17 protein-coding genes are annotated in these 20,125 nt (G+C 52.3%); 3 read left to right on the top strand and 14 right to left on the bottom strand.

Annotated features, from left to right (window positions below):
* Positions 1 to 9 precede the first annotated feature (9 nt).
* From MKY12_RS08250 to MKY12_RS08230, 5 genes are all read right to left on the bottom strand, one after another.
* Positions 10 to 1,971 carry a serine hydrolase domain-containing protein gene (locus MKY12_RS08250; protein ID WP_339313406.1) on the bottom strand — a complete coding sequence of 654 codons (1,962 nt, stop codon included), beginning with the start codon at positions 1,969 to 1,971 and terminating at the stop codon, positions 10 to 12.
* 119 nt (positions 1,972 to 2,090) lie between these two features.
* Positions 2,091 to 2,525, bottom strand: a complete 435-nt coding sequence (locus tag MKY12_RS08245; protein ID WP_209872593.1) for a hypothetical protein — start codon at positions 2,523 to 2,525, stop codon at positions 2,091 to 2,093.
* Positions 2,526 to 2,564: 39 nt separating this feature from the next.
* Positions 2,565 to 2,990 (bottom strand): hypothetical protein, encoded by a 426-nt coding sequence (locus tag MKY12_RS08240; RefSeq protein ID WP_339313405.1) that lies wholly within the window; start codon positions 2,988 to 2,990, stop codon positions 2,565 to 2,567.
* A 185-nt stretch (positions 2,991 to 3,175) separates the two neighbouring features.
* On the bottom strand, positions 3,176 to 3,727 hold the full coding sequence (locus MKY12_RS08235) for a CueP family metal-binding protein (protein ID WP_339314821.1): 552 nt from the start codon (positions 3,725 to 3,727) through the stop codon (positions 3,176 to 3,178).
* A gap of 27 nt (positions 3,728 to 3,754) precedes the next feature.
* Positions 3,755 to 5,743 carry a Na+/H+ antiporter gene (locus tag MKY12_RS08230; protein WP_339313404.1) on the bottom strand — a complete coding sequence of 663 codons (1,989 nt, stop codon included), beginning with the start codon at positions 5,741 to 5,743 and terminating at the stop codon, positions 3,755 to 3,757.
* Between the two features lie 268 nt (positions 5,744 to 6,011).
* On the opposite strand from MKY12_RS08230, the gene MKY12_RS08225 reads away from it, so the two are divergent.
* On the top strand, positions 6,012 to 6,677 hold the full coding sequence (locus tag MKY12_RS08225; protein WP_339313403.1) for a hypothetical protein: 666 nt from the start codon (positions 6,012 to 6,014) through the stop codon (positions 6,675 to 6,677).
* Positions 6,678 to 7,148: 471 nt separating this feature from the next.
* Here the strand turns inward: MKY12_RS08225 and MKY12_RS08220 are convergent, their stop codons facing one another.
* From MKY12_RS08220 to MKY12_RS08180, 9 genes are all read right to left on the bottom strand, one after another.
* Positions 7,149 to 8,462, bottom strand: a complete 1,314-nt coding sequence (locus tag MKY12_RS08220) for a sugar ABC transporter substrate-binding protein (RefSeq protein WP_339313402.1) — start codon at positions 8,460 to 8,462, stop codon at positions 7,149 to 7,151.
* Entirely contained in the window at positions 8,462 to 10,273 is a 1,812-nt protein-coding gene (locus MKY12_RS08215; protein ID WP_339313400.1) for a histidine kinase, read from the bottom strand. The genes MKY12_RS08220 and MKY12_RS08215 overlap by 1 nt, the downstream gene beginning before the upstream one ends.
* A gap of 102 nt (positions 10,274 to 10,375) precedes the next feature.
* Complete coding sequence (locus MKY12_RS08210; protein ID WP_339313398.1) at positions 10,376 to 11,047, bottom strand: hypothetical protein; 672 nt, start codon at positions 11,045 to 11,047, stop codon at positions 10,376 to 10,378.
* A 12-nt stretch (positions 11,048 to 11,059) separates the two neighbouring features.
* The gene (locus tag MKY12_RS08205; protein WP_339313397.1) at positions 11,060 to 13,204 is read right to left on the bottom strand and encodes a hydantoinase/oxoprolinase family protein; all 2,145 of its coding nucleotides are present in this window, start codon (positions 13,202 to 13,204) and stop codon (positions 11,060 to 11,062) included.
* A 42-nt stretch (positions 13,205 to 13,246) separates the two neighbouring features.
* Positions 13,247 to 14,530, bottom strand: a complete 1,284-nt coding sequence (locus tag MKY12_RS08200; protein ID WP_235191726.1) for a citrate transporter — start codon at positions 14,528 to 14,530, stop codon at positions 13,247 to 13,249.
* Between the two features lie 346 nt (positions 14,531 to 14,876).
* Positions 14,877 to 16,226 carry an FAD-dependent oxidoreductase gene (locus MKY12_RS08195; protein ID WP_339313396.1) on the bottom strand — a complete coding sequence of 450 codons (1,350 nt, stop codon included), beginning with the start codon at positions 16,224 to 16,226 and terminating at the stop codon, positions 14,877 to 14,879.
* Between the two features lie 38 nt (positions 16,227 to 16,264).
* Positions 16,265 to 17,005, bottom strand: a complete 741-nt coding sequence (locus tag MKY12_RS08190) for a response regulator (protein WP_209872623.1) — start codon at positions 17,003 to 17,005, stop codon at positions 16,265 to 16,267.
* A 270-nt stretch (positions 17,006 to 17,275) separates the two neighbouring features.
* On the bottom strand, positions 17,276 to 18,004 hold the full coding sequence (locus MKY12_RS08185; RefSeq protein ID WP_339255095.1) for an HAD family hydrolase: 729 nt from the start codon (positions 18,002 to 18,004) through the stop codon (positions 17,276 to 17,278).
* Between the two features lie 172 nt (positions 18,005 to 18,176).
* On the bottom strand, positions 18,177 to 18,434 hold the full coding sequence (locus tag MKY12_RS08180) for an AbrB/MazE/SpoVT family DNA-binding domain-containing protein (protein WP_036721536.1): 258 nt from the start codon (positions 18,432 to 18,434) through the stop codon (positions 18,177 to 18,179).
* 385 nt (positions 18,435 to 18,819) lie between these two features.
* Between MKY12_RS08180 and MKY12_RS08175 the strand changes: the two genes are divergently transcribed.
* Both MKY12_RS08175 and MKY12_RS08170 read left to right on the top strand, forming a co-directional pair.
* Positions 18,820 to 19,239 (top strand): MarR family transcriptional regulator, encoded by a 420-nt coding sequence (locus tag MKY12_RS08175; protein WP_209872629.1) that lies wholly within the window; start codon positions 18,820 to 18,822, stop codon positions 19,237 to 19,239.
* A gap of 241 nt (positions 19,240 to 19,480) precedes the next feature.
* A complete protein-coding gene (locus tag MKY12_RS08170) occupies positions 19,481 to 20,116 on the top strand; it encodes a hypothetical protein (protein WP_339255094.1) in 636 nt (211 codons plus the stop codon).
* Positions 20,117 to 20,125: the final 9 nt, after the last annotated feature.

Here is a 20,125-nt window from a genome sequence, read left to right as displayed (position 1 = left end):
TCTTAAGCGTTATCCAAACTGCCAGCCGAGCAGATTCCAATAGTAGAAGAAGAACGTCAGTTGGGCAGCCGACAGCATCACTAAGGTGTAATGCACCCGCCTGAGGGCGGTCCAATATTTATTTTTCCATACCAGTATAGCTGAGACCAGCATTGCTAAGGTCAAGCCCGCCATAATAATTGGCATAACCAAGCTGACAGACAGTAAAGGGCTGATACTGCTGAGCTTCTGCATAATGTCCATGGACATAATAACCATAAACAGAGTAATAAAAGACAACAGCGCCCAAACGGCAGTTCCCGCAGATAATCGGATGGCCCGCTTTTCGGGGAGCGTCATCGCCTTGAACCTGCGTCTGAAGAAGATAGGTCCGGGCAATGCCGTGAGGAAAATAAATCCCAAGACACCAAGCAGGATAAGCCAAAACTTACTCTGATCCAAAAGCGGCGTGCGCTCCAGCGGCATCTCCGGAGCCATGTCCAGGAGCATATGTGTCACTGCGCCGGACTCATCCGTCAGGAAGCCGATCTGGTCGGTCCCTTCCTCCAGCTGGAACAGGTTAGGAGCGACTGCTCTGTACAGCTGTTGTTCACTACCGCTTCCCAAGGATATCTTGTTATCCACAATCGTAACATTCAGCTGGGCAAAAAAGTTAAAGAACTTGTCAATATCACTTATGTTGCGGCGTGTAAATTGATAGGAGCCGGCATATTTCTGTACGGATTCCGCGGAAGCGGAGAACTCCGGCTGCTTCACTTCAGGAGCGGGATAGTACTTGTTGAACAAGGCCTGGACCAGATGGGTCGCAGCTTCGCTGCCTTGACCGCCATTGTAGGATAAGAAAATCCCCAGTTGCTTGTCAGGTGCGAGATACAATTCCGTATTAAACATGGGATCGGAGCCGCCATGAGAGATTATTCTCACCCCGTTCACCCGCTTCTCTGCGAATCCGAGAGCTACTCCCGGCAGGCGCTTATCGAGCTGGAATGCCGTTGAATGCATCAATGCAGCCGTCTCAGGCTTCAGAATCTGCCCGGTGCCATATTTCCCGTTCTGCAGATGCGCGATCATGAAATGTGCCATGTCTATTGCAGATACAGTACCCGAGCCGGCAGGACGAAATCCGCCCTCGAAGGTAGGTGTGCCCGGAATAAAGCTGCCGTTCCCGCTATTATACCCTACCACCTGGTTAGGGATGAATGACTCCGGCAAAGGCTCCACGACCGTTGAATGCTTCATGTCCAGCGGATCGAAGATATACTTCTGAATATAATCATTATAAGGAATACCGCTGACATCCTCCACGATCATACCTGCAAGCGTTGCTCCATAATTAGAATAAGCACTCATCTCACCTGGCGGTCTGATCCGTGCCAGCATATGTTTATTGAGTGTCTCCGAGATGGAACCGGGCAATCGGGCAGGATCAGTGACGATCTGATAACCGACTCCGCCCTCTTCAAAGCCTGCTGTATGGGTCATCAAATGACGCATGGTGATGGGTTCAGGATAAGTAGCAGGAATCTTCACGGATTTCAGGTAGGTATTAATGTCCGTGTCCAGATCAATCTTGCCCTGTTCCACCAGCTGCATCACTGCTGTCCAAGTGAACAGCTTGGTCGTTGAAGCGATTCGGAACATGCTGGTTGCAGGGTCAACCGGAGCCGCCTGCTCCAGATTGGAACTGCCATACCCCTTGCCCAGAATGATTTTGCCATCCTTGACGATGGAGATCACCGCTCCCGGAATTTGCAGCCGGTTCATATACTCTTCCATCATTCCATCCACGAAGGCTGTCAGACTTGCCGTATCCTCAAGATTGGCAGGCGCTTCAATCCGGGAACCCGGTGAAGCGGCTTGCCCTGTCTCCGCACTGGCATGTTTCCCGGGAAATATAAGGCTCGCACTTAATCCCATCACAGCCAATATTGCCAGAGCAGCGTCCCGCCATTTTTTCTTAGGTGTTAACATGATTACCCTCCGCATCATCTTCTATATTTAAGGTTAGGGTCAATCTCCCTAACACTTCTAGAGATTATCAGAGTAGTGTGAATGGAACGTTAACAGAACTTCTAATCGTTATGTAACGATTAATTTCTTTTCCATACCCTTACACTGATTAAATAATATAAAGTCATAAGAAATTGGATTATTAATATACCCAGCGGAAACAAATAAAGCATTTCAAACTGATATTTTCGGAAAAGCTCAAAGGAAACTACAGCATAGCCTCTGGGTTCAATACCTTGCAATTCCACGAAAAGAAATAAGAGTAAACTACTTGGAATGACCGTAAATAAAAACCAGGTGATTTGCTCCTCTCTCTTATTAGCCCTAATAAACAATAAAGAATTAATAAAACACATGCATAAGGGCAGGAAGTAGGTTTTGCAAAGTAATATTATTATTCCTGTTGCCCATCCCTCAATTCTTATCTCAAGAAAATAGATTAAAATCAGATGTACTGCAATTGCTGCTAACATATAAAGAACGGCTTGGTATATTGGCTTTATGAATTTCCCCATTCTCTTTCCTCCTTGCTAACATTGTATGAGGTAAAATGATTATTCTTTGGATAATATCATAAACCACATTGAGGCCCAAAGGAGTAACTGGATAACTGAATAGATAATGGGGAAGAAAAACATCAATTCCAAATACCCCTGTTCAAAATGCAATTCAATAAATACGGGTTCGCTCGGCTCCGCACCTGCAGCCTCCTTTAATTTAAAGAGAATAACAATACTGGGAAGCAGACTGGTCAATAGCCAAACCAGATTATACCTGATCTTCTTCGTTTTCAAAGACCTTACACAAGTTGCATACAATAAAAAAACCGGAGCGCAATACGTCAATAAAATTTGCAGTCCCCTTACTTCCTCCCACGCACCCTTTTTTAAATTCAAAAAGCTAATAATCAGCAAATGAATTATACCCACCACTGCAACCTGCGCTAGTCCTTTAATCCTAATAATCATCCGCTCACTCAACTTATCTCCCCCGAGATTATATATATTTTCCTTTTACACCGAATATCGGATTCTCCGCTTGATTTATGTATATCAAAGAACATCAAAAAAGGAGCCGTATACAGATACGGCCCCAACTCATTCAATATTTTTATTATTCTTCTTACAAACGAGATGGTACAGACAGAATCAGGATTGCTATACTTTTAACTTAATTGCATAGTAGTCAGGCAGGTATCATCACTCTCAAAAGTGGAAATCTCAGACTGGGCCTGCTTACCTTCATGAGTAATGGTCATCTTATAGTTCTGATCACGCGGCAGCCATAGGTCGATGAAGCCGTTCGGCTGGGACTTGACGGTCTGGTTCATGATCTCCTTACCGTCCGCATCTTCGATTGTTACCCCGAAGGATTGGCCGGCCATCTCTCCCTGGCAGCCGGTCAGGCTGTGGGTGGCACAGGGATGTGTATTCTGCACATAAGGGGCAACCGACAGGAAGAACTCATCCTCCGGCAGCCCGTAGACTGCTTCGTTAGAACCGCCGCTGTCCACAATCAGCTGGGTCGAGGTAATCGAAGCGGACTCCGCCGTCAAGGTACGTGAGCTGAAGTCAGCCACCATTTGCTTGATGTCCTGGCTGCTGCCCGGAGTTGTAGCAACCTCCGTTGTCTTCGCTCCCCCGCTTCCCGCGTACAGGTAGATTCCCAGCGCTGCAATAACCGCACAGGCACCTGCTACTATTTTATTATTCACGATATAGATTCAGCTCCTTATAGATGGCATTCAGCCCATTTCTTCCCGCAGATCATGCTCCATGAACAGAATATCACGTTTCATTTCCTTCATGCTAGCTCTGGATATCCGTCCGGCCTCGAACATCAGCTGAATGTGGTCACGTTCGAGCTGAATGCCTGCTCTCGACAATTCCTGCAGCGATTCTTCGAACTCCCGTTTCGTGGAGGAGATGGACTCTGGACGGGTTAACCGCATTCTTCCCCGCTCATAGCGCAGAATCAGGGCGCTAATTACTTCAGGCTCCATCTCTCCCGTAGTCTGCAGTTCTCTCAGCCGCTCAAGAACATAAGCGAAAATCCCGGCCTGCAGCCGGTTTGATTCCTCACGCCGCTCCTGCGCGCTTAAGCGGACCTGCTGAATGACACCTGTGATTTCTTCCCAGCTTTTGAACGGAATCAGATCATTCTTGTACTGCGGATCACGGGTGTATATGAACAGCTGCCGGTTCAGGCGGTTCAGATAGCGGTATGCCGTATACGGGTTCACTTCGTGCTGCTTGAGCGCAAGCATAGTGTATTCCCGCTGCCACTTGAGTGCTGTCACCCCAAGCTTCCGTTCCATTTCCTCAGCGTCTTCATTCTTCTTCAGCAGGCGGATTCTTGCGTTATAGATCCCGGTTAGATGATTCAAGGCGAGGCGGGACTGATCTGTAGCCTGCTCATTTAAGCCCGCAACCACACTGCGCAGAATTTCGATTTTGGCCTCGGCCTCCTCAGCATCGTGCTCTGCTTCATGATCTGAGCCAAGCAGCAGCGGCAGCAGAAAGTTAGACGCCAGCAGGGTCCACAGTATGACACCCGCCGCCAGGAAAATAATCAGGTCTCTCGCCGGAAAGTAGGAGCCGTCATCCAGGAAAAACGGCAGTGACATCGTACTCGCCAGGGTAATCGTACCTCGAACCCCCGACAGTGTAAGAATGAGCGCCTTTTTGAATTCCAGCTTCCAGGGTCCGCGCGGCTCCTCCCCTTCGGGAATATCCATGACTAGCATCCAGATCAGCCTCAGACCGAGAACGGCAGCGGTTAATAGCAGGGTATACAGGATAACCTGGACATTCCCTATATCCGGGTTGTTCCAGACGGTCTGAATAATCTCCGGCAGCTGGGTACCCAGCAGCAGGAAGACCAGGCCGTTCAGGACGAAGATAATGACGGACCAGGTGCTTTTGGACACGATACTCAGCTTGGCTACTTCAGGATTCATCTGCTTGTACCCGAAGGAATGGGCGATCCCTGCACTGACCACTGCCAGAATGCCATTGACTCCCAGCTCCTCAGCGGCCATGAAAATTGCAAAGGGTGTCAGAATCTCAATCAGCATATGTAGCGTGACATTCTCCATCCCGAGCCTGCGCAGCCACCGCACGATCCCGTATTTAATGAGCGTGAGCACAAGACCCAGCACCACACCGCCTAGCGAGATGCCAATAAAGCTCAGACTGGCCGTTTTGAAAGAGAATGCGCCTGTAACCATAGCTGCGACTGCAAATTGAAAGGACACCAGACCCGACGCGTCGTTAATCAAAGATTCTCCTTCGAGAATTTGCATCGTCTGATGGGGGATTTTTACTTTTTGCTCCAAAGCGCCTACAGCAATCGCATCCGTAGGGGCCAGTGCCGCAGCAAGCGCAAACGCAGCCGCCAGGGGCAATACCGGCAGCAGCCAGTGCAGGAAATATCCCAGCACCCCTACCGTTAGAAAAACCAGCCCCAGCGCCAGCAGCAATATCGGCTTTTTCAGCTTCCATAAGGCCACTTTATCGGCAAGCCTGCCGTCATTGAACAGCAAGGGAGCAATGAATAATAGCAGGAACAGCTCCGGGTTCAGCTCCAGCTCGAAATGCAGGGGCAACCAGGTCAAGGCCATACCCAGCGCGATCTGAATGATCGGCACGGAGAGCGAGGGGATAAACCGGTTCACCAGATTAGACAGTGACACGGCTGCCAGCATCAACAAAATATACTCAAATAATTCCAATCTGACAAACCTCCATCTCTGCACTTGCGTGTGCAGATACTAAATTACGTTATGTATGTAAACTCAGTATAAACGATCTGCGGTGAAATATCCTCTTGGTGGCTGCTATAGATTACAAACAAACGGTTAATCTACGGACATCGATAAACCATTTATTGCCTCCCGTCCAGGTGTCAGCGTATAATTAGCTCAGACGAAGAACGTCCCAAGCCATCGCTGGCAGAGGGGCGTTCTTTTTTTGCGTAAAGGAGAGATGGAGGGAATGGAAATGGATTTTGAAAAAGCGCATCAGCTGCTCTTGGACCATCATTTGTCGATCAGAACAGGAGAGCGCAGAGGCCGGCTGTCACGGGGGCATCAGTATGCAGAGAAGCTGCTGCTGCGTAATGTCTGGTGGCCGCTGTTTGGCAATCTGGATGATCTGCATCCGGAGTATGAGGTCTACGACTGGAACCGTAAATCGCAATTTCTGGATTTTGCATTTCTTCCGTCGTACGGAAAATTCGGCCTGGAATGTGATGGTTATCAGAGCCATGTGAAGGATATGGACCGCGAAAGGTTCAGCTACTCACTGAATCGGGAGAATTATCTGAACGGACTGGGCTGGAGGATTATACATTTCTCCTTCGATGATGTGCAGAATCGTCCGGAAATCTGCCGTATGCTGCTGCAAATGGTCATTTCCCCTTCTTTACTCCGTGTTCAGTCAGGACCCTCACTTTCACCGAGGGAAAGAGAGATTGTCAGACTCTCCTTGAGTCAAAAAAAGGGGTTACGGCCCAAAGATGTGATGCTTCAATACAACGTAAGCTTTCGGACGGCTCGCAAACAACTGCAGGAGCTGGTCCATAAAGGGCTGCTGCGCCCTATCATGCTAAACAGATACATTTGCTACTATGAGCCCGTGCAGGGATTACCTGATTTGTATCAGTAAGTACTGATGACTAGCCTTGGGTTGAACCGCTCTGAACATAGGTAAGCCTTATGAGTAAATCCTTAGTATGCAATTTGGCGGGGATTGTAGCGGGTTGACAGTCTAGCAGCCTTAATAATGTTGCAGATATTGCAACTTGGCTATCTAGATACTGGGGTGTGCGGGAGAATTGTTGCAGGAAATGCAGGAATCTTAACGTGAAGTTACTTAAATGCGGAGTATTCCTGCTTTTTGTGCAACATTTTCTGATTATGCCCCCTTAATGAGAGGCAATGTTGCATTATGTGCAGGAATTGTAATTGCGCTGCCGCCTCCACTTCCAAATCAGCAGGGGATGGCTCAATGTACAGTTCAGCGGATGGTCAACGAATGGCACAGCGGATGGCACAGCGGATGGCTCAGGGGACGACTCAATGTACAGTTCAGCAAAATGACTCAGCAGGTGAACACAATTACAGAGGAACACCCCGCTTATTTCATAAGCGGGGTAACTTCCTGTTCCATTTGCCCGAGCAACTCGTCAACGGTGGACGTTTGCGTGTAGAGACCGTCCATCAACAGCTGGATCTTCGTATCAATCTGCTGCCAGTTCTTATGTCCTGGCGCGATCCGCGCCGTGGGGATCTGATCGAGAACCGCCCGCTGAATGCTCTCTGGTGAAGGCTCGGAGGCTGCCCGCAGGAAGACATCGGATTCCAGAACAGACTTGCGTGACGGGACAAAATATTGCGCGGTGATGCTCATAGACTCTGCACTGGTGATGAACTTGAGCAATTCTGCAGCCTCTGCCGGATGAGTGGTCTCGAAAACAGACACTCCCGCATAACCGAGGGAAGTTCCTGTCCCCTTAATGCCTGACGGCATCGGAGCGATGTCCCAGGCAAAATCGGTAACCGCGCGGGCCTTGGAAGTATAGCTGTAACGGTCCGTATACATTCCAAGCCGGCCGCTGTCGAAGGCAATCTCATCCCCGGGCAGCGGGTGCACCTTGTTCTTGAACATCATGTCACTGTAGAGCTGGAGCGCTTCCTTCCCTGCGGGAGAATTGAGTGCAAACGATGCTCCGCCGCTGTCGAACAGCTCTGCCCCATGCGACCAGAACAGCGGCAGCAGTGCATCCGACCAGTTGTTCCAATCGCGGACCAGCTTCACGCCGTAGATGCCTCGCTGCGGGTCGGTAAGGCTTCGCGCCGCCTTGAGGAATTCATCGTAGTTCCACTGTCCTTCCTCATACAGCTCCGTTGGCGTCTTCAGTCCACGGGCCTGGAACAGATCCTTATTGTAATAGATCAGCACCGGGGGCGTGGAGAACGGGATGCCATATAACTGGTCTCCCCGCTTAAAAATATCAAGGGTAGACGGATAAATATCCGCATACCGGTAGTCAGAGTCATCCTGAACCGCTGCGGCAATATCAGCCAGTTGGCCTGATTCAAGCAGTTGCGGGATCATCCGCTCCGCCAGCCAGCCGGCATCCGGCGCGGTGCGGGAGGCCAGCATGATTGACAGCTTCTGCTGATAATCCGCAAAGGGAATCATCATAATCTCGACCTCGATCCCGGAATGAAGCTGTTCAAATTCAGCTATAAGCTCCTCCACCATCGCCTTCTGCGCATCATTGCCCCAGATACTGAACTTCAGCTTCACGGGTGCCTGCACAGCAGCCGTCCCGCTCTCCACTTCTCCCTCCCCGGCTAACCCGCCGGGCGCGCCGTTTCCGGCACCCGAAGAACAGCCCCCAGCCAGCAATACCGCAGCGATAAGCGCTAACAGCCTAATCCGCATTATTCCTCTCCTCCTTGCCTGTCCCCTGCGGGTCCGGCATCATTCATCGCCTCCCAGTTCATCGGCAGGCGCAGCGAGACCGTTACGCCCTGCTCTGCCGTATTATCCAGTGTCAGGCCGTAAGGCTCCCCGTAGAGAAGCCGCAGCCGCTGATGGACATTTCGCAGCGCGAACCCCTTGAGTATCCGGCCAAAGCCTCCTTGCTCCGCATCGGCTGCGGCCCGGGGCTGACGGCTATATAGCTGTTCTTCAAGCTCCAGCATCCGTGCGCGGGTGATGCCGAGGCCATTATCCCTAACCGACAGAATCAGATCCTCTTCTTCTACAGAGGCGGTCAAGGTAAGGCACAGCTTGTCCGGTCCCATGGCATGCTCAATGACATTCTCGATCAGCGGCTGCAGAATCAGCTTCGGCACCACACAGGAATCAAAGGAAGAATCAATATGGATCACGGCCTCCAGTTTGTCTCCCAGACGCATGCCTTGAATGCGCAGATAGGCTTCCACGAATTTCACCTCATCCAGCACATACACCATCTGTTCCCGGTGGCCTACGGTATAACGCAGCAGCTTGCCGAGACTGGTTACCACACCGGAGAGCTCCCGGGTATTGCCCTGAAGTGCCAGCATGTTCACCATCTCCAGCGTGTTGTACAGAAAATGCGGATGAATCTGGCTCTGCAGCGCCAGCAGCTCTGCCTCCCGCTCCTTCAGCCGGGTCTCATAGACCTCCTTGACCAGACGGTCAATCTCGCCGATCATCGTGTTGAATCCTTCGGTCAGCTGCCCGATTTCATCGCTGGTGGTGACCGTCGCGCGTTCGAGGAACAGCCCCCGCTTCACCTGCCTCATCTTCGACTGAAGATGGGCAATGGGCTTAATCAGGCGGCTCGACAGCAGGATGGCTGCTACGTAAGCCGCCATGAGGGCCACTATGGAGACAATCAGTGTAGAGTTTGTCAGCTCACGGGCATCCTCCCGAAGCTGCGCCCGGGGCATCAGCGAGGTGACCTTAAGTCCTGTGTACGGTGATTCCGCAGAGGCAGTAATATAAGATTCGCGTGAATCGGGAAGCTTGCCGGCCCCGGAGTACAGAACCACCTGATCCTTGCCAGTAATCTGCAGCAGGCCGCTCCCGCTTGAGCGTACCGTCGAGACAATTGATCCGAAGCCCCGGGGCATCAGATCTACCTTGACAATCCCCAGCATGGCATGGGTGTACGGTTCACGGATGACTCTGGCCACGGAGATGATCCCCTGCTTCGCCTCTGTGTAGTAAGCTGCGCTATGCGGCGGAAGAATGGCAAGGCCACCGTCCGCCTGCTCTACGGTCTCCATCCACTCTGCCATGCTGCGGTCCCACCGCTTCCTCACACTCTGGTCCAGATTACTGAAGATTCCGCCGTCATTGGTGAACACCAGGATGCTCTCGATTTCCCCCCGGTCAAAAGCCAGCGAAGAGATAAACAGGTTCATCTTCAGCGTCTCATCCGTGCTCAGATAGGTGCCGCCCGAACCCGGCCCCCTGTGCTTGCGGAGAATCTGCATCATATCCTCATCATACAGCGGCGCAAGCGTCAGACGGTCCAGCTCCTTAATATAATGCTCCAGATTAATATTAATCTGGCTGACGACCTGATTGGACAGTTCTACCGTGTTGCGTTCTACTCCGGCAATATATTTCTTATAGCTGATGGTGCCGATGACCAGGAACGGAATGGTGATCAGCAAGCAGAATAAAATGATAAACTTCGTGCGCAGCGGCACATAAGCGGATCGGTTGAATCTTTTACCGGATAACATGCGTAACATGCGGACAGCCTCCCCGAACTCTGGTTCTACATCAACATAGCATAATCCGGGATGGAAGTCAGAGCTATCCGCCATGCCCTGCCCAGGCTCAGAGATTCCGGCTCAGCTATTCTCAAGCTCGCTTGACCAGACCTCCGTCTGCCTCCAGAATTCGGCGGCTGTCAGTGTCCCGCTGTGAATCATATACGCGTAATCCAGCAGATTCGGCAAACAGGGCAGGTCCAGCAGATAACGGCTGAACGCATGCGCAGCGATCTCCGAGGTCTTCGTTACGCCCGCCCGGATGCGCAGCGGCCCCAGGGAGAGGCTGCTGATGTCATCCAGCCGCTTATTGGTGTATCCCAGCTCCGTGAACTCCAGATCATGGAACAGCTCATGGGCGAGATGAATGTCGGTAACCTCCCTGAGGCTGAAGGAACGGCCGGGAAGCAGCACACCGGCACATTGCCGCAGCTCCTCCATGGAGGACCGGTACAGTGTAATGACACGTTCCTTGGCCGACAGCTCAATCTGGGCGCGGAAGCGGATCTGCCCGATGGTGCCTTTCCGTTCATTGAGGTTCACCTGGATGCCCCTGTCCCTGCAGATGGCTCCGACATCCGTGCCATAGCGGGCTTTGAACGCCAGAGCCTGCTCCTTCCCGATGGCCAGCGGACGCTCTACATAATAACGAAGTTTACCGCTCGGGATCCGGTGGAACAGCAGGTCGTTCTTCAGTTCGGCATACCCCAGTACATGATCATCCGGCAGTGTACGTGCATCTGTCTTCATCATCCTCTGCACCTCCTACTGGTAGACGACCGCGAGCAGCTCGCTGTTGTCCTCGAGCAACCCTGTCTCCACCTCAAGAATGGAGAACAGCTGCTCCTTGGTTTGCATCCCGGTCAAATCGAGCATTTTTTCCTTATAGAAAACAAAGGTCTTGGGGATCGTGGCATTTGCATCCGAATAGATCGTATTCTCCTCCAGGAACGAGGCGAACCGGTCAACCATATTCTTCTTCAGAAAAGCCAGGTGATACGCATTGGTCTTCTTGAAGCGCACCACCCCCTCACGGTCGAGCACGCTCACATGGCTGAGCTTCTTCTTCACCAGCCCGAACATCGACTTCTTAATCTCGCTGGACTCGAACAGATACCATCTGCCGGAGGCTGCCTTCAGCTCCGTCTGCTCCGCAGGCTGGCCCAGCGCATCCGCCGCCGTCTGCATCAGCTCATTCACCGGCACCGCGCGGCTGGCCAGATCCTTCGAGCGCAGCTCGGTGGAGCCGGTGGCGATTGCCCGCAGAATATTGCGCTGGGAGTCGATCTCGATCGTGACATCGACGGTGGATTCGTTCGCCCCGGATTGGACGATTTTCTCCATAATCTCTGCCCGGATCAGCTTGATGTCATGCTCGGTGGCACCCACGACCGTCTTCTCGATCTGCTCGCGGACCATTGCCATCCCGACGCCAATCGTAGAGATATACGGCGCGTTGTTCGCAATCTGGTGCTTGAAGCCCTCCTTCGCCGCCATGGCCGGAACTAGAACCGCACCGCTGCCCCCGCCGCCTACCAGCGTAATGAAGCTCGTGTCCAGCTCATAATCGCTGATCATCTGGTTCACCACCGCCATCACCTTGCGGATGGCAATATCCATGGCGGCCCGGGCCGCCTCCTCCGCAGACATCCCGAGATGAGAACCCAGCGTCTGCCAGGCGATCCGCGTGCTCTCCATATTCCCGCGCGCATAATCCGTCTCCGGCACATGGTTCAGCAGATTCGCCGCTCCCGCCAGGGTCAGCGCATATTCCTGTCCTCCCCTACTACGAACCGTGACATAATCCGGGTCTCCTTCGCGCGGTCTGACGAGACCGATCGCAGGCTGCTCCAGGTTCTCCTTGCCGGTGAAGCACTCGTATTCCAGTCCCGCAATATGCGCACTGCGCGGGCCGACATCCGTGATCTTGCCCCCGCCGATCTGGATCATGCTGCCTCCGGCAACGGCCAGCGTCCGCACATCCAGCGAGCGCAGATAGGTCTTGTGTCCGCCGACCTGGGCGTTCTCAATCATGACCTTACCGTTCTTGATCACGGAAATATCTACGCTGGTGCCGCCGACCTCGAAGAAAATGCCGTCCGATATCTTCTCATACATCAGGGCACCGGCCACGCCGGCCGCCAGCCCCGACAGCATGGTCAGGATCGGACGCTTGCGCACCTCGTCGATGCTCATGACCCCGCCGTCACAGCGCATGATCATGAGCTGTGAGGTAATTCCCGCTTCTTGGACCGCCTGCTCGGTCATATTGGCCGTCTCCATCATCTTCGGGATCAGGCTCGCATTGACGACCGCTGTGCGGGTCCGCGTCTTCAGCCCGTAGAGCTGGGAGATCTCATGTCCGCCGGTGGCGTACACTCCCCGGCTGCGTGCCGCTTCCATCACTCTCAGCTCATTGGCCGGATCATCGACACTGTAAGCTTCCGAGGCTACAATGACCTCTGCGCCCTGAGCCAGCAGCTGGTCAATCGCATCTTCAATGGCTTCCGCTGTAAGTTCCCGGGAGTCAATGAACTTGTGATACGTAGTAAGATACTTGCCCGCAGCCAATTCAATATCCGCCACATTGGTCTCTGAGCGGGCACTGCGGGCATCCAGCCCCGTACCCATCCCCACGATGCCTACACGGGCAACATCGCCTTCCAGCAGCGCATTGGTAGCCTGCGTCGTCCCGTGGGCGATGAACTTGATATCGCCGGGAAGAATCCCGTTCTCGCTCATGATCCGCTGGATGATCTGGACAATCCCGCTGGCGACTCCGCGTTTATCGTGGTGCGTGGTGGGCATTTTGACCTTGGACAGCACCTCAAAGGTCTCATTATCTATCGCCACGGCATCCGTGAAGGTTCCTCCGACATCGATGCCGATTCTGATTTGTTTATTGCTCATAGCAGGTTCTCCTCTCCATGAAGCTTAGGTCTCTAAGAGTCTCTAAAAGGCAATCATCCCCGCGATAATCATCGAGATCATCACCGCAACGAACATCCATGGCAGCGTCTTGCGCAGCGTTTCAATAATATCTGTCTTCGTGTAATCGGCGATCCACACATTGTGCGAGTTGGTCGGATCACTGACAGCCTGCAGATTGCTCACAATACGCAGGGCGAGCATCGCTGCCACAGGGGCCATACCACCAGCCACGATCAGTGCCGCAATTCCGCTGCCGAGTCCCCATACATTGAGCGGACCACGGTAGATTGCCAGCGGAGAGAGCAGGGTGAAGACGAGAATGTACATTAGCGGACTCGTCGGAATAATGACTTCGATCAGCGGCTGGATTAACGAGGCCACCTGTGGCGCAGTTACCGCACTAAGCAGCATCCCGATTCCGATCATCAGACCCAGCGCACCGGCCACATCCTGAATGCCTTCAACCAACGCACTCGACAACACATGGAACGGACGCTTAGGGGTGGCCAGCAGCAGGGTGACCAGAGCCCCCATGAAGACCGCCGAGACAATATCCACCTTCAGGAAAAACACGAGCAGCACCGGAACAAGCGGGCTGATCAGCGCAATAGCTCTTACGTTCTTGTTATCCTGAGCCTGGAATTCCGGCTTAAGCGGCATGGCCCAGGCACGGCGGACCTTACCGTCTTTGCGGGTGTAATAGACGATCATAATCAGGGCAATCACAATCAGCGGGACAGCACAGACGAGCGAATAAGAAGCAATCGTGTTCGTTGGTACCTTAAGCACATCGGTATAGATCGCCCAGGTAGAGACGTTGAACACCACACCGACCGCATTGGCCAGTAGTACTACCAGACCGCTTACAAAGGGCTTAAGTCCGGCTGTCAGCATAATAGGGATAGCGATGGTCCCGACCAGAATAACCATACCCAGTCCGTTCGCGGCCGAGAAGATCACAGAGGCGGCGAGGAAAAAGATAATGGCAATCGCCAGTGGCTTATCTCCCGCCAGCTCCGCTGCCTTGCGGATAATGGTCTTCGTGATACCGACCTTGCTGAGAATCTGGCCGAACCAGGCGCCGAAGATCAGTCCGGCGATGGCGGTAGACAGCTTCATGGCTCCGCCTGCAAGCACACCCTTCGTGATGGTGAAGGTGTCCGGGTTATCAGACAGGAGCGGGATGCCCGCAATTGCCGCCAGCAGAATCGCCATCATCGGCAGCGCGAGCAGTGTGGTCAGCTTGCGGGTCATCATCAGACCCACAAACACAATGAATACAAGTAAAATCCCGATAATTTGCACGGTTTCCAAACCAATTCCTCCTAAAGTTTTGTTGAATATACGTTGTTATAAGAATTATTTTAAAATCTATTAGAACTTTGATGAGGTACAAGCATTTAATTGCAGCCAAGGGTAGATGCTAACAACAGCTAACAACAGCCAACAACAGTTAGATGTATTTCCTACAGTTAAAAGACTTCGAAAACCCGGATTTCTCAGGATAGCTGTACTTTGTACAATTAAAATTAACGATATGTCCGATTTTACGATATATGGGGATTTTTAACTGTATGGAATACAATTAAACTACACACAGCTTAATAACTGGCCACTTTAGTTGCACATATTACAGTTATGGCGCCGCGCGTTACACTTCCAGATAAGCGCCGTGCGCCACAAGCATCTCCTGTAGTCTCTTATAATCCACCTGCTGCACTGGAACTCCTTCCCGGACCGCCAGCGCCGCCGCCGTACCGCCCGCCTGCCCGATTGCGCCTACCGTCGGTGTAGTCCGCACAGCCGCCTGGGCTTCAAAGGTAGCCGAGAGGCATCTCCCCACAACAATCAGATTGTCGATCTCGCTGGTGATCAGGCAGCGGTAAGGGATGCCGTACATCGCGCCCCACTCCAGATGATCTGTTGCGGTTCCCTCGCCGTCCGGGCTGTGGATATCAATCGGGTAGCCGGAATGGGCGATCACATCCTCGAAGGGCTTCACCGACAGGATATCCTGCGCAGTCAGTGTGTACACACCTTTGATCTGGCGGGAGCCGCGTACGCCGATGGACGGGCCTGTAGAGACAACCACTGAATCTTCGAACCCGGGAATATATTTTTTCAGAAAAACCTCCAGCTCCCGGCACTGCTTGCGGCCCTCAATCTCGGCCTCGCTGAGGCTCCATGGGTCTGTGCTGTCCTTGCCGAGAATCCGCGTCGTGTTCATAATAATCTCACCGGGATTGCTCGTCTCGAAGAATAGCACATCCTCTCTCGGAATACTGATCTCACCGCGCGCCTTCGCTTCACGGAATTGCTTGTCGAAGCCGACGACAGAGAGTCTGGCCGCCGAGTCCATCACCGTAATATCCAGATTCATGCGCGGAAAGTCCTCACGGTGCCCGCGGATGTACGCCTTGATTTTCTCCGTGTCCACTCCCCTCATCTTCATCTTCAGTGTCATCGGCTGCGACTGCTCGTCGGATTCGCGCCCTTTGGTGAACGGGACGCCGGACCAGGCCGCCAGATCGCCATCCCCCGTAGCATCGATGAACACATCCGCCGAGATCCTGCTAAGCCCGCCTTTGTTGCACAAGGTAAGCGATGTAATGCGTCTGCCGGATACTTCAGCACCGGCCAGCATCGTATGATACAGCACCTCGCCTCCGCTCTCCTGCAGCATCAGATCCAGCTCGTATTTCATCGCTTCCGCATCGAACGGTGTCACTGAATAGGTGTAGTTCGTCGCGTCCGGGATATGCCCCGGCGATTTGCCGAGCGCCCGGAGCCGCTGAATCAGCTCATCGGTGATTCCCTGGATAGCCTGCTTATCCCCCGCGTGAAAAGTCATCATCGGTCCTACGCCTGCAGCAGTCAGGGTCCCGCCCAGGAACCCCCCCGCCTCGATGATCAGCGTCCGGGCGCCTGCTCTTGCTGCCGCGATAGCCGCGATGGAGCCGGAAACCCCGCCTCCCGCCACAACCACCTCATATTTCCGCATCCTTGCTCCTCCTTCTTCTTCTAAAGTGAACGGTTACATTACTGCTGCTCCCTGTATTGCGTTGGGGTGCAGCCGGTATAGTCCTTGAATACCGCCATGAAATGCTTCGAGCTTAGGTAGCCGGATAATTTGGCAACCTCGTAGATTCTGAGATTCGTCTCCTTCAGCAGCTGCTTGGCCCGGTTCATCCGGCACCGGGAGACATAATCCGTGAAGTTCTGTCCGGTCTCCGTCTTGAACAGCACCGACAGGTACTGATGATTCAGATGCACCTGCTCCGCCATATATTGCAGCGAAATTTCCTGATCCAGCCGCTGGGCAACCAGTTCTTTCACTTTGCGGATCAGTTGCCTGCCCTTCTGGTCGGTCTCCCCCTCTTCCGGCTGGCCCGGCAGAGCATTCCGGGCTCCATGCTTGCGCTTGAACTCCCCTAAGGCCTGGGCCAGCTCCGTGCGGTCAACCGGCTTCAGGAGATAATCGCTGATGCCGTATTTGATGGCCTGCTTTGCATATTCGAAATCGGCATACCCGCTCAGAATCAGGATATACAATTCAGGGTACTGGTCACGGACCCGCCGGATCATCTCCAGCCCGTTCATTTCATTCATCCGTATATCCGAGATCAGGACATCAGGCTTCACACTCTTGAGTGCCTCCAGTGCAAGTCTTCCGTTCTCTGCCTCACCCACCACCTGAAAGCCGCCGATGACCTCCTCAATCAAATGCTTGAGGCCCGTACGGATCAGGGCTTCATCCTCAACCAGAAACAGCTTGTGCAACCCTATCCCTCCAAATACAGTATCTGGCCGCCGCTGCGCTTCGCCAAGCTTCTGAGGCTCATTCCTGGTGAAACGCTTACAGTACCAGTATAAAATTTGAGCACCTGCAATGAAACGGCCCTCATTCGAGAAAAGGTATGAAATTTCGAGATGAATCCGCGTCCGCTCCGCCAGATATGAAACCGGATGCCCTTCACGCCTATAGTAAGGCGGAAATGACATCCGGTTCTGCTTGCTTGTATATACACAGCCCTCTTCTGGCCTGGCTGATTACAGGCTTTGCGCTGTGCTGTTATCATACAGCGCTATCAATTCATCGAATGATGAGATAATGACATCCGAGCCCTTCAGCTCATCCTGCCGCCCGAAGCCGGCATAGGCGCAGCCGATCACGGTCTGTCCGTTGCCCTTGCCCGCCTGTACATCGGAGGAACGGTCCCCGACCATCCAGGCACTGCCGATCTTGTGATTGTCCAGCAGAAGGCCGAGCAGCTCGGTCTTCGTTGCCGTGCCCGAGCCGCCCGCGCTGTACAGCCCCTCGAACAGGTCCTTCAGCTCGTGTACGACTACGATGCTATGGATATAATCCTCCAGCCCGTTGCTGGCGACGAACAGCTTCACTCCGCGTGCGTGCAGCGCACGCAGCGTCTCGACTACCTTAGGGTACAGGACTGTACCTCCGGCCTCCAGCCCCTCAATCTCAAGCTGCAGGAGCAGTTCATCCGCCCGGCGGTGTACCGCCTCATCCGCTTCCGGCATTACGTTCTTCCAGATATCCGCAAGCAGCATGCCTAGACTGCCCAGGATGCGCTCCTCCGGCGGAGTCGGGCCGGAATGCAGGCCTTCTTCCCGCAGAATATCGAACATTTTATGATAGGCGGGCAATAACAGGCTTTCTGTCTGAAACAGCGTACCATCCATATCAAATACGATGGCTTCCGGCTGGTTTAATCTCGGCAGCGGTCTGTTCCCCGCCTGTGTCTGTTCTTCGTTGCTCATGAGGTGAATCATCCCTTCCAATTGTTCTTCGGTCACACGCCCTAATGATATAGGAAGCAGCAGATGTTGTCTACGAACCCCTAATTACAGAAAGGGACCGCAGTGCAAACACATGGAGTGCTTACACTGCGATCCCTTCTGTTCATACTGCATACTGCCTCAGAACCTTAACTTATACGTTGTCGAAGCTTGAGATCAGTTCATCGAGAACATCTTTGCTGACCATTTTACCTTTGAAGTTGATCAGGTTCTCGGAACTTCCGGAGAAGATGCAAGTAGGTTCATATTTTCTGAGAATGATCTTTTCGCCGTCCACAAAAATTTCGAGCGGATCCTTTATGTCAATTCCCATTGTTCTGCGCAGCTCAATCGGAATCACAATACGTCCCAGTTCATCTACTTTTCTTACTATGCCAGTTGCTTTCATCATTATGCATCCTCCCTTGAAATAACACTTGGATCATCATTCGGTGTTAAAAGCTATCAAAGCTTCTAATAAGTAGAAATGATTACTCTATAATTGCATTGTAAAGTGCTATTTCTTTCCTGTCAATTTTATTTCTACATCTTTTGATATTTATCGACAAAAAATTCGACAAAGTTTAGAGTTTTTTCGACAAATTTATAATCGAAACCGTTTTATATCCATTTTATTCTTTTCATTCAATTTTTGCCCGTAATTCTGTAGGGGTATGGCTGAAGCGGTTTTCCCCTTAGCTTACGGCTGCTCCTTAGGAACTATGCTCTTCCTTTACTTGACAAGAAAGATATACAATCTATATATTTTACGTAATATACTATATTGGAGTGTTTCCATGAGCAAAGAAGCTGAGAAAGAGCAAGCCGTCTATACCGTCATGGAGCATATGGCCAGCGTGCAGCAAAAGTCACAGGCGTTCATAGACCGGATTACGAAAAAAGGGTCACTCTCGCAGAACCAGATCATGCTGATGTTCCTGCTGCAGCTCACCGGCTCTCTTAATATTACGGATATCTCAGAGCGGCTGGTCATTACGCCTGGAGCCGCTTCGTTCATGTGCGATAAGCTGGAGGATCTGGGATACATCGAGAGAATTCGCACGAAGGAAGACCGCAGAGTCGTCAATATTGTTCTCACCGGATCAGGCAAGCAGCACATCCTTTCTCTCTTCGACACCTTTGCATTGACTGACCTTGACAAAATATCGGCAGCCCTGCAGAGAATTGATGAGCTGATGGGCGGAATGTTACAGTAGCATCAACGGCTATCCTTTAAGCACAGACTGCATTTCCCATCGGGGAGTGCAGTTTTTTTTGTAAATATAGAATTTATATGTTTCACACGATAACTTATCCTTCTATTTCTCGCTGAAACGGTACCGTCCTTAAAAGGACGGCAATGCCGTTTCCACTTGTAAAGAACATATATTGATTAAATATTTCATTTAATATATATTATAGTTACTAAAATAGTATAAAACGGTGGTGATTGAACCTATGCCTGCACTGAACCCGACACCTGCGGCCAATAAACCTCTTAAAATCAACGGCTCCCGGATCTGCCGGGGGGATATGGATGCCTCCCATGTGGAGGTGCTGGGCCACCTGCATGTCAGCGGGAGCTTGACCACAGCATGCCTGAGGCTTAGAGGAGAATGCTCCATAGGGTTATCTTGCAATACGCAGGAGCTGAGCAGCTTCGGCAGTCTGCGCGTTCCTGAACTCAGGGGCGTGAGCATCACGGCCAATGGATACCTGTCTGTTACCGGTGAGGTTGCCGCAGAAGAATTCAAAGCCGAGGGCTGCGTACGTATAGACCGCTTGTCCTGCATCGGCACCATCCGCATCAAGCTGGGGGCCTTGTGCAAGATCAGGCACATGACCTCGGCAGGTGATATTATCGTGTCGCCCTCCTCCAGGCTGCTCCCAATTCCGCTGAGTCCTTTCCGCAAGCTGCGCTGCGGGATCATTGAAGGGGCTGACCTCACCCTATACCGGACGCAGGCAGACCTTGTGTGCGGACAGAATGTTACGCTCGGGCCGGGTTGCTCCATCCGGGAGATCCGTTACCGGGAGACGCTGACGATTCATCCACATTCCCGGATAGGCAAGATTATTCAGATGAATACATAACGATGGAGG

This window comes from Paenibacillus sp. FSL M7-0896 (assembly GCF_037975415.1).
GTDB classification, from domain to species: Bacteria; Bacillota; Bacilli; order Paenibacillales; family Paenibacillaceae; genus Paenibacillus_AQ; species Paenibacillus_AQ silagei.
The sequence above is the reverse complement of the archived record's forward strand: the minus strand, read 5'-3'. Positions and strand labels throughout refer to the sequence as shown.